The organism is Micromonospora sp. CNZ285 (assembly GCF_004637285.1).
Genome location: NZ_SPQD01000001.1, coordinates 1670566 through 1693233, shown reverse-complemented (window position 1 = coordinate 1693233; position 22668 = coordinate 1670566). Strand labels below are relative to the sequence as shown.

20 protein-coding genes are annotated in these 22668 nt (G+C 74.3%); 12 read left to right on the top strand and 8 right to left on the bottom strand.

From position 1 onward, the window contains the following. Positions 1 to 10 precede the first annotated feature (10 nt). The 3 genes from CLT75_RS07705 (at position 11) to CLT75_RS07695 (ending at position 2620) form a co-directional block, all read left to right on the top strand. The gene (locus CLT75_RS07705; RefSeq protein WP_486485086.1) at positions 11 to 685 is read left to right on the top strand and encodes a TetR/AcrR family transcriptional regulator; all 675 of its coding nucleotides are present in this window, start codon (positions 11 to 13) and stop codon (positions 683 to 685) included. Continuing rightward, complete coding sequence (locus tag CLT75_RS07700; RefSeq protein ID WP_135240152.1) at positions 682 to 1773, top strand: PDDEXK family nuclease; 1092 nt, start codon at positions 682 to 684, stop codon at positions 1771 to 1773. The genes CLT75_RS07705 and CLT75_RS07700 overlap by 4 nt, the downstream gene beginning before the upstream one ends. 250 nt (positions 1774 to 2023) lie before the next feature. Continuing rightward, positions 2024 to 2620 (top strand): hypothetical protein, encoded by a 597-nt coding sequence (locus tag CLT75_RS07695; RefSeq protein WP_135240151.1) that lies wholly within the window; start codon positions 2024 to 2026, stop codon positions 2618 to 2620. Here CLT75_RS07695 and CLT75_RS07690 read toward each other — a convergent pair. Both CLT75_RS07690 and CLT75_RS07685 read right to left on the bottom strand, forming a co-directional pair. Next, complete coding sequence (locus CLT75_RS07690; RefSeq protein ID WP_135240150.1) at positions 2617 to 3474, bottom strand: MBL fold metallo-hydrolase; 858 nt, start codon at positions 3472 to 3474, stop codon at positions 2617 to 2619. The genes CLT75_RS07695 and CLT75_RS07690 overlap by 4 nt on opposite strands. Before the next feature lie 29 nt (positions 3475 to 3503). After that, complete coding sequence (locus CLT75_RS07685; protein ID WP_135240149.1) at positions 3504 to 4436, bottom strand: TerC family protein; 933 nt, start codon at positions 4434 to 4436, stop codon at positions 3504 to 3506. Between the two features lie 241 nt (positions 4437 to 4677). Here CLT75_RS07685 and CLT75_RS07680 point away from each other — a divergent pair, with 241 nt between their 5' ends. Together CLT75_RS07680 and CLT75_RS07675 are read left to right on the top strand one after the other, a co-directional pair. Further along, positions 4678 to 5454, top strand: coding sequence for a class I SAM-dependent methyltransferase (locus tag CLT75_RS07680; protein ID WP_135240148.1), 777 nt, complete (start codon positions 4678 to 4680; stop codon positions 5452 to 5454). Further along, positions 5451 to 6017, top strand: a complete 567-nt coding sequence (locus CLT75_RS07675; RefSeq protein ID WP_135240147.1) for a maleylpyruvate isomerase N-terminal domain-containing protein — start codon at positions 5451 to 5453, stop codon at positions 6015 to 6017. The genes CLT75_RS07680 and CLT75_RS07675 overlap by 4 nt, the downstream gene beginning before the upstream one ends. A 6-nt stretch (positions 6018 to 6023) precedes the next feature. On the opposite strand, the gene CLT75_RS07670 is transcribed toward CLT75_RS07675, so the two are convergent. Then, on the bottom strand, positions 6024 to 6494 hold the full coding sequence (locus CLT75_RS07670; RefSeq protein ID WP_135240146.1) for a DnaJ family domain-containing protein: 471 nt from the start codon (positions 6492 to 6494) through the stop codon (positions 6024 to 6026). Between the two features lie 129 nt (positions 6495 to 6623). Between CLT75_RS07670 and CLT75_RS07665 the strand changes: the two genes are divergently transcribed. Beyond that, positions 6624 to 7010 (top strand): YkvA family protein, encoded by a 387-nt coding sequence (locus CLT75_RS07665; RefSeq protein ID WP_135240145.1) that lies wholly within the window; start codon positions 6624 to 6626, stop codon positions 7008 to 7010. 19 nt (positions 7011 to 7029) lie between these two features. On the opposite strand, the gene CLT75_RS07660 is transcribed toward CLT75_RS07665, so the two are convergent. Further along, positions 7030 to 7566: a GNAT family N-acetyltransferase gene (locus tag CLT75_RS07660; RefSeq protein WP_135240144.1), complete on the bottom strand. Its 537-nt coding sequence runs from the start codon at positions 7564 to 7566 to the stop codon at positions 7030 to 7032. Between the two features lie 127 nt (positions 7567 to 7693). Here CLT75_RS07660 and CLT75_RS07655 point away from each other — a divergent pair, with 127 nt between their 5' ends. Further along, on the top strand, positions 7694 to 8344 hold the full coding sequence (locus tag CLT75_RS07655) for a LysE family translocator (RefSeq protein WP_135240143.1): 651 nt from the start codon (positions 7694 to 7696) through the stop codon (positions 8342 to 8344). Between the two features lie 50 nt (positions 8345 to 8394). Here CLT75_RS07655 and CLT75_RS07650 read toward each other — a convergent pair whose 3' ends face one another. Beyond that, positions 8395 to 10395 carry a beta-galactosidase gene (locus tag CLT75_RS07650; RefSeq protein WP_135240142.1) on the bottom strand — a complete coding sequence of 667 codons (2001 nt, stop codon included), beginning with the start codon at positions 10393 to 10395 and terminating at the stop codon, positions 8395 to 8397. A gap of 115 nt (positions 10396 to 10510) precedes the next feature. Here CLT75_RS07650 and CLT75_RS07645 point away from each other — a divergent pair, with 115 nt between their 5' ends. The 5 genes from CLT75_RS07645 (at position 10511) to CLT75_RS07625 (ending at position 19954) form a co-directional block, all read left to right on the top strand. Then, entirely contained in the window at positions 10511 to 12874 is a 2364-nt protein-coding gene (locus CLT75_RS07645) for a TIM-barrel domain-containing protein (RefSeq protein ID WP_135240141.1), read from the top strand. 47 nt (positions 12875 to 12921) lie between these two features. Next, positions 12922 to 14118 carry an ROK family transcriptional regulator gene (locus CLT75_RS07640; RefSeq protein WP_135240140.1) on the top strand — a complete coding sequence of 399 codons (1197 nt, stop codon included), beginning with the start codon at positions 12922 to 12924 and terminating at the stop codon, positions 14116 to 14118. A 237-nt stretch (positions 14119 to 14355) separates the two neighbouring features. After that, on the top strand, positions 14356 to 16764 hold the full coding sequence (locus tag CLT75_RS07635) for a glycoside hydrolase family 3 C-terminal domain-containing protein (RefSeq protein ID WP_135240139.1): 2409 nt from the start codon (positions 14356 to 14358) through the stop codon (positions 16762 to 16764). After that, a complete protein-coding gene (locus CLT75_RS07630; protein ID WP_135240138.1) occupies positions 16761 to 17780 on the top strand; it encodes a LacI family DNA-binding transcriptional regulator in 1020 nt (339 codons plus the stop codon). The genes CLT75_RS07635 and CLT75_RS07630 overlap by 4 nt, the downstream gene beginning before the upstream one ends. Further along, positions 17777 to 19954, top strand: a complete 2178-nt coding sequence (locus tag CLT75_RS07625; RefSeq protein WP_135240137.1) for a glycoside hydrolase family 95 protein — start codon at positions 17777 to 17779, stop codon at positions 19952 to 19954. The genes CLT75_RS07630 and CLT75_RS07625 overlap by 4 nt, the downstream gene beginning before the upstream one ends. Here CLT75_RS07625 and CLT75_RS07620 read toward each other — a convergent pair. The 3 genes from CLT75_RS07620 to CLT75_RS07610 are packed head-to-tail and all read right to left on the bottom strand — an operon-like array spanning position 19951 to position 22647. Further along, positions 19951 to 20460 carry an NUDIX hydrolase gene (locus CLT75_RS07620; RefSeq protein ID WP_030272300.1) on the bottom strand — a complete coding sequence of 170 codons (510 nt, stop codon included), beginning with the start codon at positions 20458 to 20460 and terminating at the stop codon, positions 19951 to 19953. The genes CLT75_RS07625 and CLT75_RS07620 overlap by 4 nt on opposite strands. Positions 20461 to 20470: 10 nt before the next feature. Further along, complete coding sequence (locus CLT75_RS07615; protein ID WP_135240136.1) at positions 20471 to 21343, bottom strand: SDR family NAD(P)-dependent oxidoreductase; 873 nt, start codon at positions 21341 to 21343, stop codon at positions 20471 to 20473. Beyond that, positions 21340 to 22647, bottom strand: a complete 1308-nt coding sequence (locus CLT75_RS07610; RefSeq protein ID WP_135240135.1) for an NAD(P)-binding domain-containing protein — start codon at positions 22645 to 22647, stop codon at positions 21340 to 21342. Before CLT75_RS07610 ends, CLT75_RS07615 begins: the two co-directional genes overlap by 4 nt. Positions 22648 to 22668 lie beyond the last annotated feature (21 nt).

Below are 22668 nucleotides of genomic sequence, written 5' to 3'. Positions count from 1 at the left end.
AGCTCGCGGCGTGACCCCGCAGCCCGCCCGCCGCAACGAGCAGTCCCGCCGCGCGATCCTCGCCGCCGCGCTGGAGCTGCTGACCGAGACCGGCTACCAGGCCCTGACCGTCGAGGCGATCGCCGCCCGCGCCGGGATCGGCAAGCAGACCATCTACCGCTGGTGGCGCGGCAAGGGCGCGGTCATCCTGGACGCGCTCGCCGACGACATGCCGGAGGCCATCGCCCTGCCCGACACCGGCGACCTGCGCGCCGATCTGCGTCAGGTGCTCCGGGCCACCGTCGCCGAGTTCGCCGATCCCCGGCTGTCCGCCACCACCCGCACCATCACCATCGAGACGCTCGCCGACGAGGATCTGGGCGGCCAGACGCGCGACCGGCTGCTCCGTCCCCAGCTGAACGCGGTCCGCGCCCGCCTGGAGGCCGCCCGCGAGGCCGGCCAGGTCCGCCCCGACGCTCCCCTGGACCAGGTGGTGGAGCTGCTGTTCGGCCCGCTCTACCACCGCTGGCTGCTGCGCAACGGCCCACTGACCGACGACTACGCCGACGGCATCGTCGACCTGGTCGTCGCCGCCGTCACCCCTCCCGGAACTCGTTCCGGGAGGGGACCCTGCGCGTTCCGGAGCCCGCCTGCCGCGGCCGACGGACTGTCGACTGCAGACACTGGTGTTAACGTCCCGCCGTGAACGCGATCTGGGGCGCCGACGCAACCGGCAAGTGGCAACCACTTCTGGCAAGTCGGTACCCGGCGGAACAGGCATTGCACGACCTGGTCGCAGAGGGCCCACAGATACTTCCGCTGTCCGGGGCGCCGCGCCTGACCGTACTCGGCACGGAGGTGCAGCTCGGCGTCGGCCGTGCAGACGTCGTGGCCGTGGAGTCTTCGGGCCGGCTCGTCGTCGTCGAAGTCAAGCTCGCCGGCAACCCGGAGGCGCGACGCGCCGTGGTCGCTCAAGTGCTTTCCTATGCCGCGTACCTGCAGGGACTCGACCCTGATCACCTTGAGTCGACCACCCTCGGTGCGCACCTGGCGCGGCGCAGAGTCAAGAGCATCGTGGAAGCAGTGCGCAACGACGACCAGGAGGGATCGGTCGACTCGGCCTCGTTCGCCGACGGACTCGCCCGTAGCCTCGCGGAAGGAGCATTCCGCCTGGTGCTCGTTCTCGACAGTGCGCCCGACGAGCTGGTGCAGCTGGTGGGCTATCTTGAGGCGATCACCGACGACAAGGTCGTCATCGACCTCGTCACGGTCACGGCGTACGACGTCGGGCAGTCCCAGGTGCTGGTGCCTCAGCGCATCGATCCCGGCCGTCGGGTGGCAGAGCTGTCGGAGGCAGAGGCCGCCGCCCGACGGGCGAACGCCCTGCAACCCGGCTCCTCCGAATTCCGTGCCGCCGCGGCCAAAGCGCCGGTTGAGTACCGGCAGATGCTGGAGGAACTGGTCGTCTGGGCGGAATCCCTTGACGCGAACCGCCTGATCTCACTCGCCACCTACAGCGGCAAGAACGAGATCACGACGTTGCTGCCGCGCCTCAACCAGGGCGGCGCCGGACTGGCAACGATCTACTGCGAGCCGAAAGGCGCATACCTCCAGCTGTGGCCGTCGGTGTTCGCACGCCTGGCACCCAACGCCGTACCGCTCGTGGAGAAGGCGCTCGGCGGCCCGATCAGACAAGGCCAGCGGATCAACGCCGTCTCCGGCAGTCTCCTCGACGCCCTGACGTCGGCCTACTGCGAGGCGAACGGTCGGCCCGCGCCGCCCTCGCATTCCTAGCGGGCCGACCGGCGCCACCACCGTGCGTCCGGCCGGGCGTACGTCGCGGCGCTGACGCCGCCGCAACCTTCAGCACGTCCGCCCTTCAACCTCGTCGGGCTACTGGCGCGCACATAACTGTCATTATGGTGTGGCGGCGATTTGTCCCCTTTGGCCATATAAATTAAAGGATTGCTGTTACCGATAATCCTTTAATATTCAATCTCGGGCACGGGCTTGCCTCGGCGGCGACGTTTGGAAGGATCGAGGCGTGCGCGCCGCGAACCGGAGATGGGGGCACGTCGCCCTGACCACCTGCCTGCTGCTCGCGGCCGCCGGCTGCACGAGCGAGGACGATGCGGAGCGACCTGAGCCGGCCGGGTCGGCCCCCGTCTCCCCCGGCGCACAGGCCGCGCCGCTGCCACCACTGCCCGAGGGCGGGCAGCGCCTGCGGTGCGCCGATTCGGTCGCCACGACACCGGCTCCGGGTGAGGGGTACCGCGTCGTGGCCGGCACCGTGGCGGTGTCGTCGACAGTGGTGCAACCGAACGAGTCATCCGATGGACGAGGGCCGACGCGTCTCTTCGCCAAGTGGGGCCTGCTCGTACGGGTCGGAGCGGCTGTGGAGGTGCGGGTGGCGCCCGGCTGGGAGGATCGCGCCCGCATCGGGTGGGGCCGGGGTGCCGTCCCGACGACCACGGTGCAGGTCGAGGCGTGCCCGGCCGCGGGCGCGTCGACCGCATGGTCGGTCTACACCGGCGGCACCTGGGTGGCGGGCCCGGCCTGCGTACCGCTGGTGATCCAGTCGCACGGACGGCAGGTCGAGGTGCGCCTCGCGATCGGCGCCGCGTGCGACGAGAGCACCTAGCGGACGAACGGCCTGATGACCTCGAAGGGCTCCGGGAACCGTACGGCGATGCCACTCTCCCGGCTCTTGCGGTCGAGGAACGCCCTGGCCACGGCGAACCTGTCGAAGAACCTCGGCAGCGGCCGCAGCCCGCGGTCCAGGGAGACGAAGAAGTCGTCCCAGTGGATCGGCACGATCAGGCCGGGCCGGGTCGCGTCCACCACGTGCCGCCAGTAGTCGTTCTGGAACCGCTGGGACTGCACGCCCAGGGCGCCGATCGCGAGGTAGAGGACGTCGACGTCGAGCCCGTCGAACCGGTGCGGCACGTAGTTGGCACTCGGGTGGATCAGCAGCGAACCGCCGGGATGGGTGATGAGGAACGAGAAGCACCCGCCGTCGGGGTACCTGCTCGCCCTGACCGGCGGGACGAGCGGCTCCTCGATCACGCCGGGGAACCTGTTGCCCGGGCTGTGGTCGCCGGCGAACACGCGCACGGTGAACGCGCCGACGCGGTACTCGTCGCCGTCGGCCATGCGCGTCATCGACTGTTCGTCGAGGCCCGCGCCGCGCCCCACGTTCAGAGTGGACTCGGAGCCGAACAGGCGTCCCCCGAGGTGCTTCACCACCTCGGGGGCGTCCATGACGTGGTCGTAGTGGGAGTGGGAGACGAAGAGCGCGTCGACACGGGTCACGCCGGCCCGGGAGAGCGCGGCGGTGATCCGTCCGAGGTCGGGGGCCACGCGGCCCAGCGCGACGCGCAGCAGTGAGGGCCGGCTCAGGAAGCCGTCGATCAGGATTCCGGAGCTGCCGTCGGACACGTGGACGGTCGAGGTGCCGAAGAAGACGGCTTCGACAGACGCCCCGCCCGAGCCCATGCGCAGATGGTAGTGCGCCCGTCCTCGCGTCAGCGGCCGTCCGGCGCGGTGCCGCGGGTGCTGCGCAGGCTGCACCCGATCGACACCGCGATCGTCGCCACGATCACGCCGAGGGTGACCGGGATGGGCAGCTTGCCGACCGGCGTCTCCGACAGGATCAACTTCACGCCGGCGAAGGCGAGCAGGACGGCCAGGCCGTAGTGCAGGTGCACGAAGCGGCGCAGCAGCCCGGCGAGGCAGAAGTAGAGGCTGCGCAGGCCGAGGATGGCGAAGGCGTTGGCGGTCCAGACGATGAACGTGCTGGTGGTGATGGCCAGGATGGCCGCGACGCTGTCGACGGCGAAGATCAGGTCGGTGGCCTCCACCGCGATCAGGACCACGAACAGCAGAGTCGCGACCCGCTTGCCGTCGACCCGGGTGAAGAACCTGTCACCGTGGAAGGCCGGGTCGGTCGGAACGATCCGGCGGACCAGCCGGACGACCGGGTTGCGGTCCGGCGGGGTCTGCTCGCCGTGGCGGAACGCCATCTTGTAGCCGGTGTAGACGAGGAACGCGCCGAACACGTACGCGGTCCAGAAGAACGTCTCCAGCAGTTCGGCGCCGACGAAGATGAACACCAGCCGGAACACCAGGGCGCCGATGACACCCCAGAACAGCACCTTGTGCTGGAACGCGGCGGGCACGGCGAAGGACGTGAAGATCAGCGCGAAGACGAAGACGTTGTCGATCGACAGCGCCTTCTCGATCAGATAGCCGGCGTAGTAGGTGCCCGCCACGTCGCCGCCCTGCCAGACCCACAGGACGACGCCGAAGAGCAGGCCGGCCGCGATCCAGACGCCGGACCAGACCGCCGCCTCACGGAAGCCGATGACGTGGTTGTCGCGGTGCAGGAACAGGTCGACGGCGAGCATCGCCGCGATCGCCAGCATGAGGACAGCCCAGACCCACCAGGACACGGACATACCGAAGGGAGACCTTTCGCCCCGGGCCGGGACACCCGGGACCGTGGGCGTTCCGGCGCTGCTGGACGAAGGTCTCCCCGGGCCACCCGCAGCGGTGGCTGCACCGCCGGGATCCGGATGGGCCGGGCCCGTACTGACGGCGATGCGTGGAACGTCGGGTACTCCCCCTCGAACTACGATCCAGTATTCAGGAAGCGCTGTTCGTACGTCAAGAGCGCCGGGCTGTCGATAGGGTCACCGGATGGACGAAGAGGCACGACGCCGGCACTCGTCGTCGTTCGGCGCGGCGGCCACCGCGTACGCCGAACACCGCCCGGACTACGCGCGGGCCGCCCTGCGGTGGGCGCTCGAACCCGCACCCGGCCCGCGGGTGCTCGACCTCGGCGCGGGCACCGGCAAGCTCACCGCCACGCTGGCCGAGGTGAGCGACGACGCCACGGCCGTGGAGCCGGACCCGGCGATGCTCGCCGAACTCCGCCGCACCCTGCCTGGTGTACGGGCGCTGTCCGGCAGCGCCGAGGCGATCCCGCTGCCGGACGCCTCCGTCGACGCCGTGGTCGCCGGCAACGCCATGCACTGGTTCGACATGGCGGTGGCCGGGCCGGAGATCGCCCGTGTCCTCGCGCCCGGCGGTGTCCTGGCCGGACTGTGGAACGTCGTGGACGACCGGGTCGACTGGGTCGCCGGGCTCGCGGCGGTCAGCGGAAGCGCCGCCATCGGCCCCCGGGACACGCCCGCGAGCTGGCGCGCCGCGACGGCGACCATGCACCTGCCGAAGACCGGCGAGGCCCGGTTCGGCTCGCCCGAGCAGGCGGAGTTCCCGCACGGGCAGCGCCGCACCGCCGACTCGCTCGTGGCGACGCTCGCCACCCGGGCCGGGATGCTCGTCATGCCGGAACGGGAGCGCACCGAGACGCTCGACCGCATCCGCGCGTACCTGGCCGGCCGGCCGGAGACGGCCGACGGGGAGTTCACGCTGCCGATGCTGACCTGCGTGCTGCGGGTGCGGCGCAGGTGAACGGCGCGGACGTCCGGTCCGCCGCCGCCGCGATGACCGCCGTGCTGCGGCCCGCCGCCGGCCGGGACTGGACGGTACGCGCCGGGGACCTCGACTGGTCCTGCTGGACCACCGCCGCGCACATCGCGCACGACCTGGTCGCGTACGCCGGTCAGGTGTCCGGCCGGCCCGACGGCGGCTATCTCCCGTTCGACCTGCGGGTACGCGCGGACGCCGCGCCGGCCGAGGTGCTCACTGTCGCGGCGGCCGCGGCCGGGATGCTCGCCGCCACGATCGACGCGGCGAGCCCGGACGACCGGGCGTGGCACTTCGGGCCGTGCGATCCGGGCGGGTTCGCCGCGATGGGCGTGGCCGAGATCGTCCTGCACACAGGCGACCTGACCCGAGGGCTCGGCCTGGACTGGTCGCCACCCGCCGGGCTGTGCGCGCGGGTGGTGCGCCGGTTGTTCCCCGACGCCCCAGGCGGCGAACCGGCGCCGGTGCTGCTGTGGCTGACCGGCCGGGCGCCGCTCGGCGACCGGCCGCGGCGGACCGCGTGGACCTGGCAGGCGGCGCTTCCCTGAGCGCTCTCAGCGGCGCCACCAGCGCCAACGACGGCGCGGACGGGCCGAGGTGGCGCGCTGCGGCTCCGGAGCCGTGACGACCGGCGCGGCGCGTTCCCGATCAGCGCGCCAGCGGTGCACCGCCTCGTCGACGTTCACCGGGCGGACCACCACGCGTGGCCCGGTCGGGGTACGCAGCCAGGCCACCACCTCGGTGTTGAGCGCCGCCACGTACGACCGGACGGCCTCCTCGGTCGGCAGGTCACGCAGCTCGGCCGGGAGCTGTTCGATGCGGCGGCGCAACTGCAGCGGCGTGGGCAGCAGCAGGTCGGACGGGATCTGCTCGCGCTCCATGAAGCTGCGGATCCACCAGCCCTCGTCGTAGGGCATGTCGCGCCCCGGGATGGGCTTGCCCGCGCCCGGCAGGTTGTCGAACTCGCCGCGCTCCTGGGCCGAGCGGATCTGCGCCTCGACCGCGGCCTCCCAGCCTGTCGTCACCGCCGTCACCTCCCGTACCCACGGTATCCGCCGCCGTCCGACAGGAGTCAGCGTCGCGCGGGGCCGGACTGTTCCCGCGCGGCGGGCGGGACTGCGGCGTAGCGTGCCCCCGGGGAAAGGGGTGACGACGTGCGCGACTGGCTCATCGGACTCGCGGTGGCGGCGGCCTGCCTGGTCGGGAGCTGGGCGGTGCTGGTGCTGCTGGCCCGGCGCCTGCCGCCGGGGATCCTGCGCGATCTGGCCGCGTTCGTGCCCGACTGCGTGACAGCGGTACGACGGCTGCGCCGCGATCCGCGCGTGCCCCGCCGCGCCCGCGTCGCGATCGTGGTCGCCGGAATCTGGGTGGCCAGCCCGATCGACCTGATCCCGGAGTTCCTGCCGGTGATCGGCCCGCTCGACGACATCGTGGTGGTGGCACTCGCGTTGCGCTACGCCGCCCGGCAGATGCCCCGGCAGGTGCTGCTCGACGCGTGGCCGGGCGAGCCACGGCTCCTGCTGCGCCTGCTCGGCCGCTGAGAGCAGCGGCGGGCCGGCGTCAGGGCAGGTGGCGCACGTGGCGGTGGCCGTCCCGGGGGAACGGCGGGCGGGCCGGCAGCACCTCGGCGAAGAGGTACCCGCTCTTCTCCGCCACCCGGCAGGACGCCGGGTTGTCGACCTGGTGCAGCAGCTCCAGGTGGGTCAGCCCGGCGGCGGCGAACCGGGCGTACGCCCACGCGGTGACCGCCTCCACCGCCCGTGGCGCGACACCCCGGCCGCGCGCCGGCGCGGCCGTCCAGTACCCGATCTCGGCGGACGGGCGTCCCGGGCGGACGTCCTTGAGCACCACGCAGGCCGCCACCCGGTCCTCCTCCAGCACCGCGAACATGAACCGGTGCCCTGCCGCCCAGCCCTGGTGGCTGCGGCGCAGGAACACCTGCGCCTGCGCCGGGCCGGTCACCGGATGCCTGGTCCAGGCGCGCAGCACCGGATCGCGGTACGCCTCGATCAGCGCGTCGGCGTCGCCGTCGCGCCACGGGCGCAGCAGCAGGGCGGGAGCGGTCGGGGTGGCCGGTGCGGACAGCACGATCGACATGCGGCAAGTATCACCGTCGCACGCCCGATCACGTGACCCGCGCAACACCCCACCAGCGCACTACGGGACCCGCGGACGGCGGCAACCGGCGTAGGGTCCGGTTCACGGTCGGCAACGGGGAGGCGACGTGGTCACTGTCGGCGCGGTCATGGGAATCGGTCTGGTGGCGCTCGGTCTGGTGCTCACACCCGGGCCGAACATGGTCTACCTGGTGTCCCGGTCGGTGACGCAGGGGCGGCGGGCCGGGCTGGTGTCGCTGCTCGGCGTGGCCGTCGGCTTCCTGGTCTACCTGGCCGCCGCGGTGGCCGGTATCGCCACCGTGTTCGTGCTGGTCCCGCCGCTGTACACGGCGGTGAAGCTGGCCGGCGCGGCGTACCTGCTGTGGCTGGCCTGGCGGACGCTGCGCCCGGGTGGCGCGTCGGCGTTCACCCCGGCGCCGCTGCCGCCGGACCGGCCCCGGCGCCTGTTCACCATGGGCCTTGTCACCAACCTGCTCAACCCGAAGATCGCCATCCTGTACGTGTCGCTGCTGCCGCAGTTCGTCGACCCGGCGCGCGGGCACGTGGCGGTGCAGAGTCTGCTGCTCGGCCTGACCCAGATCGTCGTGGCGCTGACCGTGAACGCGCTCATCGTGCTGAGCGCCGGTTCGGTGTCGGCGTTCCTCACCCGCCGGCCGGGCTGGGCGCGCCTGCAGCGGTACGTGATGGGCACGGTGCTGGCGGCTCTCGCGGTGCGGATCGCCGCCGACCGCTCCCGCGCCGCCGTCGCCACCCCCTGACCCGGGGTACGCGCGTCAGCGCCCGCCGCCGTCCCACCACCGGAGCCGCGTCACGGGGTCTCCCCGCGTACGACCGCCACGCCGCCCGGTGCCACCGTCCACTCGCCGTCGACAGTCGCGCCGGTGAGCAGCTCGAACCCGGCAGTCGGCACCCGCTGCGGCCGGTCGGTGTGGTTGAGCAGGTAGAGCAGGCCGTCGTGGCGGCGTACCGCCTCGACACCCTCGGGCGCGCCGGGACAGGCCGGGGTCACACCGGCGAGCCGGGCCGCCTCGGTGAGCAGTCGCCGGTAGGTGTCGTCGTCGGGGCGGGTGGAGACGTACCAGGCGTACGCGTCGCCGACCCGGTTCCGGGTGATCGCGGGCCGCCCGGCCGGCACTCCCCCGGCGTACGCGCTGACCGTCTCCGCGCCGGCCGGGTGCACCGTCTCCGACCAGATCCGGCCGGTCCCGCCGCCGGTCAGCGGCACGTGTTCGTCGTCGGCGAGGGGGTGGAACTCCTCCACCCGCACCCCGAGCAGGTCCCGGTACGCGCCCGGGTAGCCGCCGAGGCGTACCCGGGCGTACTCGTCGGCGACGCCGCTGAGCCAGGTCACCAGCAGGTGCCCGCCGTCGTGGACGTGCCGGCGTACCCAGTCGGCAGTGGCGTCCGAGGCGAGGTAGAGGGCGGGGAGCACGAGCAGCCGGCAATCGTCGAGCGGAGCGCCGGGCGGCACCACGTCGGCGGTGACGCCCGCGTGCCACAGGGCCCGGTGTGCGGCGGCCGCCTCGCCGGGGTGGTCGAGTGCGTCGCGGGGCATCCCCGTGTGCCGCAGCGCCCAGCCGCTCGCCGCGTCGTACGCGATGGCCACCGCCGCCTGGACGCGGCCCGGCGCGGTCCCGGCGAGCCGGCCCAGCGCGGCGCCCAGGTCGGCGGCCTCGCGGAAGACGCGGGTGTCGGCGCCGGCGTGCGACACCACTGCGGAGTGGAACCGTTCCGCCCCGCCGGCCGGTGCGCGCCACTGGAAGAACATCACGCCGGCGGAGCCGCGTGCGACGTGGGCGAGGCTGTTCCGGGTCGTCCGGCCGGGTTCCTTGGTGTGCATCCGCCCGGCGGTGTGGATCTGGTTGGGCGCGCTCTCCATCAGCAGCCACGGCATCGGCCGTCCGGCGCCGTGGCGGGCCCAGCCGCGGGCCAGGTCGGCGGCGAACGCGGTCTGCTCCTCGGCACCCAGGTCGGTGGCGGACGGGTAGTGGTCGATCGCGACCAGGTCGACCTCGCGCGCCCAGCGGGCGTGGTCGACCGGCACCCAGTCGCCGAGCACGTAGTTGGTGGTGACAGGCACCGCCGGGTTCGCCGCGCGCAGCAGGTCCCGCTGCTCGGTGTACGCGGACAGCAGCGTGTCGGACCAGAAGCGGCGGAAGTCGAGCAGCTGGCCGGGGTTGGCGAGGTACTGGGTGGCGCGGGGCGTGCCGACCTGCGCCCAGTCGGAGTAGTGCTGGCTCCAGAAGCTGGTGACCCAGGCGTCGTTCAGCGCGTCGAGGTCGCCGTAGCGGGTGGTGAGCCAGCGGCGGAACGCCGCCTCGGTGTGCGGGCAGTGGCAGGTGGTGCCGTACTCGTTGTGCACGTGCCACAGCGCGAGCGCCGGGTGGTGCGCGTAGCGGGCGGCGAGCACCTCGGCGATGCTCCGGGCGGCGTCCCGGTACGCGGGCGCGGCGGCGCAGTAGGTGTCCCGGCTGCCGTGGGTCAGGCGGACGCCGTCGGCGGTGACCGGCAGCGCGTCCGGGTGGCGCAGTGAGAACCAGGGTGGCGGCGACGCGGTGGGGGTGGCCAGGGCGGCGCGGATGCCGGCCGAGTGGAGCAGGTCCAGCACGTCGTCGAGCCAGTCGGGCGTGTAGCGGCCGGGTTCGGGTTCCAGCCGGGACCAGGCGAACACCCCGACGGTGACCAGGTTGACCCCGGCGGCGCGCATCAGGGCGATGTCCTCGCGCCACACGTCGGGCGGCCACTGTTCCGGGTTCCAGTCCCCGCCGTAGCAGAGCCGGCCGTCGTCCCACAACGCTTTAGTTGGCATCCCGGCCAAAATAGGAACAGGTGAGACGGAAAGTCAATGCCGTCGATCATTGACAGTTAGTTGGGCTTCCAAAGAAACTGGCGGGACCGCCCGTGGACGCCGCGAGGAGACGCCCATGCCGTACCGCCCGCCGCTGGTCCCGTACGAGACGTTCGTGGCCGACCCGCCCGACCTGCCGGTCCGCGCCCCCGGCGAGGAGGGTACCGACGACGTGCTGCGGGCCGCTGTGGCCGCGACCGACGCGCACGGTGTCACGCTCACCGCGACCTGCGCGTCCGGTCGCACGCTGGTCGCGCGCGTCGAGGCCGCCGGGGACGGGATCATCCGGGTACGCCTCGCCGACGACCTCGCCGTCCGCAGCCGTTCCGCGGCAGTGCTGACGCTGGTCCACCCGCAGCCGCACCCGGCCACCGTGACCGTGGCCGACGGACACGTCCGGGTGGGCGCCGGCGGCGTGGTCGCCGAGGTGCGCCTGGACCCGTGGGGGCTGCGCTTCCTCACCCCCGACGGGCGGCTGCTGCTTGCGTCCGACGGCGGTACGCGGGACATCAGCGGCCGCCGCCGCACGCTGCCGCTCGGCCGATCCACGGTCGACGGCGAGCCCGCCGCCTGGCACGAGAGCTTCGTGGCACCAGGCGACGAACGGTTCGTCGGCTTCGGCGAGAAGTTCACGCCGCTGGACAAGCGCGGCCAGCGACCGCTGATGTGGAACTTCGACGCCTTCGGCGGCGAGTCCGACCGTTCGCACAAGAACGTGCCGTTCTACCTGTCCGACCGCGGCTACGGCGTCCTGGTCGACAGCGGGCTGCCGGTGCAGTTCGACGTGTGCGCCAGCACCCACAGCAGCGTGCAGATCCTCGTCCCGGACGACCTGCTCGACTACTACGTACTGGCCGGCCCCACCCCGGAGCGGGTGCTCGACCGGCTCGACACGCTGACCGGACGGCCGTACCTGCCGCCGAGGTGGGCGTTCGGCGCCTGGATCTCCTCCGGCTTCTTCCCGGACAGCCAGCAGCGCGTACTGGAACGGGCCCGGCGCATCCGCGAGCGGGACATCCCCTGCGACGTGCTGCATCTCGACTGCTACTGGCAGGTCGCCGGGCACTGGTCGGACCTGCGCTGGGACGCCGACGCCTTCCCCGACCCGGACGGCATGCTCAAGGACCTCACCGAGCAGGGCTTCCGGGTGTGCCTGTGGATGAACCCGTACCTGATGACCGGCAGCCCGCTCTACGCCGACGCCGAGGCCGCCGGGTACTTCCTGCGCCGCCCGGACGGCGGCACGTACGTCGCCGACACCTGGCACGGCAGCTACCCGGAATGCGCCATCGTGGACCTCACGAACCCCGCAGCGGTGCGCTGGTTCCAGGGCCTGCTGCGGCCGCTGCTGGCGCAGGGCGTCGCGGCGTTCAAGACCGACTTCGCCGAGGGCGTACCTGCCGACGCGGTGGCGCACAACGGCATGACCGGCGTGGAACTGCACAACGTGTACGCGCTGCTGTTCAACGACGCGGTCGCCGACGTCACCGAGGAGGTCGCCGGGCACCGTACGGTGTGGGCGCGCTCGTCGTACCTGGGCGGGCAGCGGCACAGCGCCCAGTGGAGCGGCGACGTCAACGCCACCTGGCCCGGCATGGCCAGCACGCTGCGCGGCGGCCTGTCCCACGGGCTGTCCGGGGTGCCGTTCTGGAGCCACGACACCGGCGGCTTCCACGGCACCCCCGAACCGGACCTGTACGTGCGCTGGACCCAGTTCGGCGCGCTCTCCCCGCTGGTACGGCTGCACGGCACCACCAGCCGGCTGCCGTGGGAGTTCCCGGCCGAGGCGGAACGGCACGCGGTGGACGCGCTGCGACTGCGCTACCGGCTGCTGCCGTACCTCTGGTCGGCGGCGGTGGCGAGCGCCCGCACCGGCGGCCCGATGCTGCGGGCGCTGCTCGTCGACACCCCGGACGACCCGGCCGCCTGGACCGCCGACCTCCAGTACCGCCTCGGCCCCGACCTGCTGGTGGCTCCGGTGCTCGACCCGTCCGGCGAACGCGCCGTCTACCTGCCGGTGGGCGACGACTGGCTCGACGCGTACACCGGGCAGCGGCACCCCGGCGGCCGGCACCTGCGGGTGCGCGTGCCGCTCGATCGGCTGCCGCTGTACGTGCGGCACGGCGCGCTGATCCCCACGGTGGCGGCCGCGGCGACGGTCGGGACCGGGCCGTTCCGGGACGTCACGCTGGTGGCCTGGGGCGGCGCCGACGGCGTGAGCGTGGTGCGGGACCCCGACGGCGACACCACGATCACCGCCGTACGCGACGGCGACACGCTGCGTGTACGCGTGGACGGGCCACTGGACGTCCGGCGGGTCAGCGTGGTCGGGGAGGATCCGCCGCGCCGGGTGGTGCTCGACGGCGAACCGGTCCCGGTGACGCCGTTCGCGCCGTGGTTCGCCGGCCGGGCCCGGCCGGCCGGAATCTCGCCCATTTAGTTTAAGCTGTAGCCGAACTCGGGCCGGGCGCAGGAGGCGGGCAGTACGTGATCAGCATCGACCGGCCGACGGCCGACCTCGGCGACGTGCGGGTGACCAACCGGGCCGCCGTACTCCGGCACGTCCGCCGCCACGCCCCCTGCTCCCGGGCCGACGTCGCCGCGCGCACCGGGCTGAACAAGGCCACCGTCTCCAGCCTGGTCGCCGAGCTGATCGAGCACGGCCTGCTGCGCGAGACCGGGCTGACCGAGAACCGGGTGGGCCGCCCGGCCACCATGCTCGTGCTCGACGGCTCCCGCTACGCCGGGCTCGGCCTGCGCGTCGGCGCGGACGAACTGGTGGCGGTCGCCGCCGGACTGGGCGGCGACCCGGTGCTCACCTGGCGGCGCGCGTTCCCCGCCGCCACCGCCGGTCCCGACGAGACGGTGAAGGCGCTCGCCGCACTGGTCCGGCGGGCCGTCACCCGCATCGGCGCCGACCGCACCGTGCTCGGCCTGACCGTTGCCGTACCCGGCCTGGTCGACCCGGACGGCGACGTGCCGGCCGCCCCGGCGCTGGGCTGGCGCGGCGTGCCGCTTGCCGCGTCGATGCGCCGCGCGCTGCGCGATCCGGGTTTCCCCGTCGCCGTCGACACCGAGGCCAACCTCGCCGTGCTGGCCGAGCGGCGGCACGGCCCGTACGCCGCCACCACCGACCTGGTGCACCTCACCGGCGGCCCGGCGATCGGCGCGGGCCTGATCAGCGGCGGCCGGCTGCTGCGCGGCGGTCGCGGCTTCGCCGGCGACGTCGGGCACCTGCCGCTGGCCGCCGACGGGCCGCCCTGCGACTGCGGGCGGCGCGGCTGCCTCACCGCGCTCCTCGGCGTGGACGCGGTGATCGGCCGGCTGCTACCAGACGCCGGGCCGGTCACCGACCACCTGCCGGAGATCGAACGGATCCAGGCCCTGGCCCGCGCCGGGAACGAGCCGGTACGGACCGGGCTCACCGAGATCGGCCGGCTGCTCGGGCAGGCGGCATCGGTGCTGTCCGGGCTGCTCGACCCGGAGGTGGTGGTGGTCGGCGGCCACCTGGCGGCGCTCGCACCGTTGCTGCTGCCGGCCGCCCACGCCGAACTCGCCGCCCGCACACCCGTCCCGCCCGGCGTACGACTGGAGGCCAGCACGCTCGGGTCCGCGGCCGGCGCGCTGGGCGGGGCCACCGCCGCGCTGGCCACAGTGGAGGCGGGACGCCTGCCCGCCGGATGACCCCTTGACCGCACCCGCCGGAAGGTGTCAACCTCGGTAGCGCCGCGTTCCGGGACCGGGCAACCCCGAAGCGGCGTGTTTTTCGGCGGTTGTCGAAGCGCTTCACCACCGCTCCGGGCCGACACCGCCGACCCCCCACCACCCCTTTTCGCGTACGCGCCGCCGCATCACCGGCTCGTTCGTCGAAGCGCTTCGACGAACGAGTGGCGGCCCGAACGCCGACCGGAGGCGCCCACCATGACCGACCCCGTCCCCCACCGCCTCGACGACCTGCTGGCCCGGCTCACCCTGCCGGAGAAACTCGGCCTGCTGCACCAGTGGCAGGCGCCGGTGCCCCGGCTCGGCCTGCGCGCGTTCCGCACCGGCACCGAGGCGCTGCACGGCGTCGCGTGGCTCGGCACCGCCACCGTCTTTCCGCAGGCGATCGGCCTGGCCGCGAGCTGGAACCCGGACCTGATCCGGGCGGTCGGGGCCGCCGTCGGCGACGAGGTACGGGTCAAGCACCGGGCCGACCCGGACCGCGTCGGCCTCAACGTGTGGGCACCGGTGGTCAACCCGCTGCGCGACCCCCGGTGGGGGCGCAACGAGGAGGGCTGGTCCGAGGACCCGTGGCTGACCGGCCGGCTCGCCACCGCATACGCGCTCGGGCTGCGCGGCGACCACCCGATCCGGCTGCGGACCGCGCCGACGCTCAAGCACTTCCTCGGCTACAACAACGAGACCGACCGGGCCACCACCTCCAGCGACCTGCCGCCGCGCGTGCTGCACGAGTACGAGCTGCCCGCCTTCCGCGCTCCCCTGGCGGCAGGCGCGGCGGTGGCGGTGATGGCGTCGTACAACCTGGTCGACGGCGTACCGGCGCACCTGAGCCCGCTCATCGACGGTGAGCTGCGCGGCTACGCCGACGACGAGATCATGGTGGTCGGTGACGCCGGGGCGGTCGGCAACATCGCCGGCGTGCAGGAGTACCTGCCCGACCACGTGGCAGGCTTCGCCGCCGCACTGCGCGCCGGCATCGACAGCTTCACCGAGGACGACGAGGACAGCACCCCCACAGTGGAACGTCTCACCGAGGCGCTGGCGCGCGGGCTGATCGAGCCCGCCCACGTGGACCGGGCGGTCCGGCGGATCCTGTCCGTGCGGTCGCGGCTGGGTGACCTGGCCCCGGACCCCCACGACGACGTGCCGCCGGACACGCTCGACAGCCTCGCCCACCGGGAACTCGCCCGCGAGGCCGCCCGCCAGTCGGTGGCGCTGCTGCGCAACGACGGTCTGCTGCCGCTGCGCCCCGGCACCCGCGTCGCGGTGCTCGGCCCGCTCGCCGACACCGTGCTCACCGACTGGTACAGCGGCACCCCGCCGTACGCGATCAGCCCGTACGCCGGGCTGCTCGGGCGGCTGCCCGAGGTGACCACCCACCCCGGCACCGACCGGATCACCCTGCACGTCGGTGACCGGGCGGTACGCCACGACGGCGACGGCCCGCTTGCGCTCGGCGGCACAGCGATCGAGTTCGACGTGGTCGACTGGGGGCAGGACGTGGTGGCGCTGCGCGCCGTGGACACCGGCCGGTACGTCGGCGCCGACGAAACCGGGGCCCTCGTCGCCGACCGCGACGGACCCGGCGGCTGGGTGGTACGCGAGACGTTCCGCCTGCACCACCGGCCCGACGGCACCGCGCTGCTGCACCACCTCGCCACCGGCCGGCACGTCGGCGTCGCACCGGACGGACGGCTGAACGTCGCCACCGGCGACCCGGCCGTGTTCACCGTGACGCTGCTCGTCGACGGTGCCGCCGCTGCCGCCGCGCTCGCCGCCGCCGCCGACGTGGCGGTGGTGGTGCTCGGCAACCACCCGATGGTCAACGGCCGGGAGACCGAGGACCGGGCCGACCTGGCGCTGCCCACCGGCCAGGCGGAGCTGCTGCGGGCCGTGCAGGCCGCGAACCCGCGTACCGTGCTGGCGCTGACCAGCAGCTACCCGTACGCGGTGGGCTGGGCGCAGGAGCACGTGCCGGCGGTGCTGTGGAGTGCCCACGGTGGACAGGAGCACGGCAACGGGCTGGCGGACGTGCTGCTCGGCGCCGCCGATCCGGGCGGGCGGCTCACCCAGACCTGGTACGCGGACGCCGCCGAACTGCCCGACCTGCTCGACTACGACGTCATCGGCGCCGACGCCACCTACCTGTACCACCGGGGTGAGCCGCTGTACCCGTTCGGGCACGGGCTCAGCTACGCCACGTTCGACTACGCTGACCTCCGGTTGAGCACCGCCACGGCGCGCGCCGGCGAGGAGGTGGAGGTGAGCGTCGAGGTCACCAACACGGGCCGCCGCCCGGGCACCGAGGTCGTGCAGCTCTACACCCGGCAGCGGCGCTCGCGGGTCAAGCAGCCGCTGCGGCAGTTGCGCGACTTCGCCCGCGTCACGCTCGACCCGGGCTGCGCCGCCCGGGTGACGCTGCGGCTGCGTACCGCCGATCTGGCCTGGTGGGACGAGTCCCGCGCCGCGATGGTGGTGGAGGACGCCGTCCACTCCGTGCTGGTCGGCCGGTCCGCGCGGGACATCCGGCTCGCCGGTGCGCTGACCGTGACCGGCGGCGACGCCACAGCCGAGCCGGCGGGCTCCCGCGTCGGGGCGGTCCGGTGAGCGGGCGCACCCCGGGTGAGCAGGTCACCATCGCCGACGTGGCCCGGCACGCCGGGGTGGCCGCCAGCACCGTGTCGTACGTGCTCAGCGGCAAACGCACCATCTCGGCCACCACCCGCGGCCGGGTGCTCGCCAGCGTCCGCGCGCTCGGCTACCACCCGCACGCCGGGGCCCGCGCGCTGGCCAGCCGCAAGGCCAACGTGATCGCGCTGGTGCTGCCGCTGCGTACCGGCATGCAGGTGCCCGTGGTGATGCGCTTCGCCACCGCCGTGGTCACCACCGCGCGGCGCTACGACCACGACGTGCTGCTGGTCACCGCTGACGAGGGACCGGCCGGGCTGCACCGCATCGCCGGCAGCGCGCTCGTCGACGGCGTGCTGCTGATGGACGTGGAGCTGGAGGACTCCCGGGTGCCGCTGCTGCGGGAGCTGGCGCTGCCGGGTGTCCTGATCGGGCACCCCGCCGACAGCACCGGGCTGGCCTGCGTGGACCTCGACTTCCGGCGTGCGGGCGAGCTGTGCGTGGAACACCTGGCCGCCGCCGGGCACCGGCGGGTCGCGCTGCTCGGCGCCCCGGCGGCGGTCTACGACCGGGGCACCGGGTTCGCCCACCGCACCCGCGCCGGGGTACGTGCCGCGGCCGAGCGGCTCGGCGTCGACGCGGTGACCCGGCCCTGCGAGGAGGGACCGGCCGCGGTACGCCGGGACCTGGAGGCGCTGCTCGCCGACCACCCGGACGTCACCGGCCTGGTCGTGCAGAACGAGTCGGCGGTCGGGCCGGTGCTCGCCACGCTGCCGCTGCTGGGCCGCCGGGTGCCCCGCGACGTGTCGGTGGTGGCGATCTGCCCGGACGAGCTGGCCGAGCAGTCGGGGCTCACCTGCGTACCGGTGCCCGCCGAGGAGGTCGGCCGGCAGGCGGTGGCGCTGCTGATGCGGCGGTTGAGCGGCGAGCCGGTGCCGGAGGTGACGTTGCTGGAACCGCACCTCACCGTGCGGGACACCAGCGCCGGCCGGTGACGGCCCACCGCATCCACGACACCGCACCGGCCGGCGACTGGACCGACGCGTTCCTCACCGGCAACGGCGAGCTGGGACTCATGGTCCACGGGCGGCCGCACGCGGAACGGATCGTGGTGAACCACCACCGGCTCGTCCTGCCGAACGGCACCCGGGACGCCCGCGCGCCCGAGCTGGCCGGCCGGATGCCGCACATCCGCGCGCTGGTGCTCGCCGGACGCCGGGCCGAGGCCGCCCGGCTGCTCACCGGCGGCCGGAAGCTGGAGTGGACCCAGTCGTTCCACCCCGGGTACGCGCTCACCGTCGACGCCGCGCCCGGCCCCGTACGCGACTACCGGCGCGACACCGACTTCACCACCGGGGAGGTGACCGTCGAGTGGTCGGGCGGGCGGCGGCGCTGCTTCGCCTCCCGCGCCGACGGTGTCGCGGTGCTGCACCTCGACCAGGGCGACTGCGTGGTCGGGGTGACCGGTGAGCTGCCGGGCCGGCCCGCCGACGTGGTGTACGAGCACACCGCCTACCGCCGCGACGGGGTGGTGTTCCTGCGGGTCCGTGCCCGCTACCCGGACGCCGGCGGCGCGTACGGGTTCGAGGGGCTGACCCTGCTGCGCGGCGACGTGAGCGTCGACGGCGACCGGGTGCGGGTACGCGGACCGGCGCTGCTCACCACGCTCGTCGACCGGCCCGACGCGCCGCCGTGGCGTACCCGGGCATCGGAGGGGCGGCTCGCCGCGCTGGCCGGGGACTACGGCACACTGCTGGCCCGGCACGTGCCGCGCCATCGTGGTCCGTACACCCGGGTCGGCCTGGACCTCGGCGTGGCCGCCGCCGACCGGGCGCTGCCAGTCGGTGAGCTGCTGGCCCGGCAGGCCGCCGCGCCGGACCGGCTGGACCCGGCGCTGCTGGAACGGCTGTTCCACGCCGGCCGGTACCTGCTGTTCAGCGCCAGCGGGGTGCTGCCGCCCCGGCTGACCGGACTGTGGCTGGGCTCGTGGGACGCCGCGTGGGCCGGTGACTTCACCACCGACGCGAACCTGAACCTGCAACTCGCGGGCGCGAACATTGGCGCGCTGCCGGAGGTGACAGCCGCGCACGCCCGGCTGGTCGCCGCCCAGGTGCACCACTGGCGCGCCAACGCCCGCGCCGTGTACGGGGCACGCGGGCTGCTCGCGCCCAGCCGCACCGACGGCGAGCACGGGCACCTGTTCCACGTCCACCCCGACTGGCCGTTCACCGCGTGGCTCGCCGGCGCGGACTGGCTGCTGCACCCGCTTCACGAACACCACCTGGTCACCGGCGAGCCGCTGGGCGAGGTGGCCGGCTGGCTGGCCGAGGTGGCGGACTTCTTCGCCGACGTGCTGACCGCAGTGGACGGGCAGCCCGCGCTGGTGCCGTCGTACTCGCCGGAGACCGGCCCGCACGACGACACCGGCCGGACCGCACCGGTCGCCGTCAACGCCACGATGGACGTCGCCGCGGCCCGGCACGCGCTGCGGCTGGCCGCCGAGGTCACAGGCGACGACCGGTGGGCCGGGATACGGCCGCCGGACTACCTGGTGGACGGGCGCGGCGCGCTCGCCGAGTGGGCGTGGCCCGGCAGCGCCGGCGACGAGGACCACAGGCACGTCAGCCACCTGTATCCGGTGTGGCCGCTGCACGAGATCGACCCGGACGACACCCCGGAGCTGGCCGCCGCCGCGCACCGGGCGCTGACGCTGCGCGGCGACGAGAACCGGTCGGCGCACGGCAGCCTGCACCGGGCGCTGGCGGCGGCACGGCTGCGCGACGGCGACCTGGTCGCGGCGAACCTCCGCAAGATCCTCGGCGCGGACATGTTCTTCCGGTCGCTGATGAGCGCGCACAACCCGGGCCGGACCACGTACAACGCGGACGCCGCGCACGCGCTCCCGGCGGTGCTCATCGAGTCGCTGGTGCAGTCGCGCCCGGGAACCCTGCGGCTGCTCCCCGCGCCGCTACCCGGCCTGCCCTCGGGCACGCTGCGCGGCATCACCTGCCGGGGCCGGGTCACGGTCGAGGAGCTGACCTGGGCGCCGGGCCGGGTGCGGGCGCGGCTGGTGTCGCCGGTGGCGCAGTGCGTCGTCGTGCACGCGCCCGGCGGGCACCGTGCGGTGAATCTGGCCCCGGACCGGCCGTACGAGGTGGCGTTCGCCTAGAGGTTGTCGGGCTGGTGCAGCGCCGGGTGGCTCTCGCCCGGTGCGGCGTACCAGGGTGGGGCGTCGTCCGTGAGCGCGGTGCCGATCCGCAGCCGCGCCCAGTCGTCCAGGTCGGGCAGCGCGTCCGGCGCGAACCAGGCCACCGCCAGCGACTCGTCTCCGTCGGCCGCCGGCGCCCCGCCGACCGCCCGGCAGCGGAACCAGATGTTCAGGTATTCGCAGGCGTCGCCGTTGGGGTAGACCACCGGGTGGGTGGCGACACCGGCGAGCCGGTCGATCGCCACCTTGACGCCCGTCTCCTCGTGAACCTCCCGCACCAGCGCGTCGGCGGGCTGCTCGCCCGGGTCGACGGTGCCGGCCGGGACCGACCAGCGGCCGTTGTCGCCCCGGCGGGCCAGCAGCACCCGTCCCGCGTCGTCGGTGACCACGCCGCTGACGCCGTACAGCATGAGCAGGTCGTGGCCGACGTGGCGGCGCAGCCGGGCGATGTAGGGCGAGACGGCCATGGCGAGCAGGCTACCGGCGGTCCTGCCGGTGCCGCCGGACCATGCCCTCGGCCAGCGCCGCACCGTCCAGGTCACCGGCGGCCAGCCGTGTGGCGACGGTACGGCGCACCATCCGGTCGGCCAGCGCCGGTGCGTGCCGGGCCAGCGCCAGTTCGATCCGGCCGCGCCGGGTGGTGGCCACATCCCGGGGCGCGCGCCGGGCGGTGGCGGCGCGCAGGATCGCCGCCACCACCCCCTCGACCGGCTCCGGCCGGGACACCCCGCTCAGCGACAGCCCGGCCGCCACCGTGCTGTCGTGGATCGGGGAGGCGACCATGCTCGGGTAGACGACGCTGACGCCGACGTGGGTGCCGACTTCGTGGCGCAGCGCGTCGGCGTACGCGACGAGCGCCCGCTTGCTGACCCCGTACGCGGCGGCCAGCGGCAGCGGCAGCACCGCCATCCGGCTGGCCACGAAGATCACCCGGCCGCGGGCCGCCTCCAGGGCCGGCATCGCGGCGGCGGTGGTCCTCCAGGCGGCGAGCAGGTTCACCTCGATCTGGCGGCGTACCACCTCGTCCGGCGGCAGCTCGGCGGGCGCGGGCCCGCCCACACCGGCGTTGTTGATGAGCAGGTCCAGCCCGCCGAGCCGGTCGACTGCCGCGGCCACCGCCGGTGGCGTCGCGGCCGGGTCGGTCAGGTCGACGCCGAGCACCGGCGGCGTGGCGTCGAGGTCGGCGTGCAGGTCCAGCCCGACCACGTGCGCACCGGCGGCGGTCAGCGCCGCGCCCAGGTGCTGCCCGAACGTGCCCCGGGCGCCGGTGACCAGCACCCGCCGTCCGGCCAGCCCGCTGCCACGGACCGGCGCGTCCACTCCGGCCCGCTCCTTGCCTGCCGCGCTCATCGTCCCGCTCCGGCGCGGCGCCGGCCGGCGGCCAGTTCGCGGCCCAGTTCGGCCAGGTAGACGTCGAAGTCGACGCGCATGTGCGGACGGCGCTGCCCCCACCGGGCGGCGGCGGCGCGCAGCTCGTCGCGGCAGGCGGCGGCCTGCCGGGCCGGGTCCGGTGGCGTCCAGGTGCCGGCCAGTCGCGCGGCCACCAGCCGGGCCTGTGCCTCGACCAGGGGGAACGCCGCGCCGGTGGACTGCATGAGCCCGACGAACGCCAGGCCGGGGGCGTCCAGGTGGAACACGTGCCGGTAGAGCGGCAGCCGGTCGGCGCCGTCGCCGAGCAGCGCCGGGTCGAGGAACGGCATCTCGACCCGGTAGCCGGTGCACCAGACGACCAGGTCGACCTCGTCGTGGCGGCCGTCGGTGAACTCGACCCGGTCGCCGTCGAAGCGGGCGATCCCGGGCCGGGCCTGGATGTCGCCGTGGGTGAGCCGGGACAGCAGCGCGTCGGACAGCGTCGGGTGGTCCTGGAGGAAGCCGTGCGCGGGTGCGGGCAGCCCGTACCGGGTGGGCGGCCCGACCGCTGTGGTGATCATGGTCTGGCTGATCCGCTGGCGCAGCCGCCAGGGCAGCCGGCGGGCCAGCGCGCCGTTGAGCGTGTCCGACGGGCGGCCGAGCAGGTACTTGGGCACCACCCAGACGCCGCGGCGCAGCGACAGCAGCGTCCGTGCGGCGGCGTACGAGGCGTCGACGGCGATGTCCATGGCGGAGTTGCCACCGCCGACCACGAGGACCCGGCGGCCGGCGAGCTGTTCCGGGCCGCGGTAGTCGTGGCTGTGCATCTGCTCGGCGGTGCACTCGCCCGGGTACGGCTCGGGTCGCTTCGGCACCCGGTTGTGCCCGTTGGCGACCACCACCGCCTCGACGTCGACAGTGACCGGGCCGTCCGGTCCGGTGGCGCGCACCCGCCAGCCGTCGCCGGTGCGGGTGACCCGGTCGACGGTGTGCCGCAGCCTTACCGTCTCGCGCAGCCCGAACCGGTCGGCGTAGTCACCGAGGTAGCCGGCGACGCGGGTGTGGTCGGGGTAGTCCGGCCAGTCGGCGGGCATCGGGTGGTCGGCGAACTCGGTGCGCCCCTTGCTGGTGTTCAGGTGCAGCGTCCGGTACGCGGGCGAGCCGGGTGCGCCGTACACCCAGAGGCCGCCGAGCGTGTCCGCCGCCTCGAACGCCACGGCCGGGACACCGGCGTCGGCGAGCGCCTTGAGCGTGGCCAGCCCGGCGGCTCCGGCGCCGACGACAGCGACCCTGGATGTGGCCATACCCGCCTCCTAAATCCAACG

Coding starts and splice junctions, on each gene's coding strand:
- CLT75_RS07690 (WP_135240150.1), bottom strand. CDS start 3,474: ATGGGCTCGGGCGGGGCGTCTGTCGAAGCCGTCTTCTTCGGCACCTCG.
- CLT75_RS07685 (WP_135240149.1), bottom strand. CDS start 4,436: ATGTCCGTGTCCTGGTGGGTCTGGGCTGTCCTCATGCTGGCGATCGCG.
- CLT75_RS07680 (WP_135240148.1), top strand. CDS start 4,678: ATGGACGAAGAGGCACGACGCCGGCACTCGTCGTCGTTCGGCGCGGCG.
- CLT75_RS07660 (WP_135240144.1), bottom strand. CDS start 7,566: ATGTCGATCGTGCTGTCCGCACCGGCCACCCCGACCGCTCCCGCCCTG.
- CLT75_RS07650 (WP_135240142.1), bottom strand. CDS start 10,395: ATGCCAACTAAAGCGTTGTGGGACGACGGCCGGCTCTGCTACGGCGGG.
- CLT75_RS07645 (WP_135240141.1), top strand. CDS start 10,511: ATGCCGTACCGCCCGCCGCTGGTCCCGTACGAGACGTTCGTGGCCGAC.
- CLT75_RS07635 (WP_135240139.1), top strand. CDS start 14,356: ATGACCGACCCCGTCCCCCACCGCCTCGACGACCTGCTGGCCCGGCTC.
- CLT75_RS07620 (WP_030272300.1), bottom strand. CDS start 20,460: ATGGCCGTCTCGCCCTACATCGCCCGGCTGCGCCGCCACGTCGGCCAC.
- CLT75_RS07615 (WP_135240136.1), bottom strand. CDS start 21,343: ATGAGCGCGGCAGGCAAGGAGCGGGCCGGAGTGGACGCGCCGGTCCGT.
- CLT75_RS07610 (WP_135240135.1), bottom strand. CDS start 22,647: ATGGCCACATCCAGGGTCGCTGTCGTCGGCGCCGGAGCCGCCGGGCTG.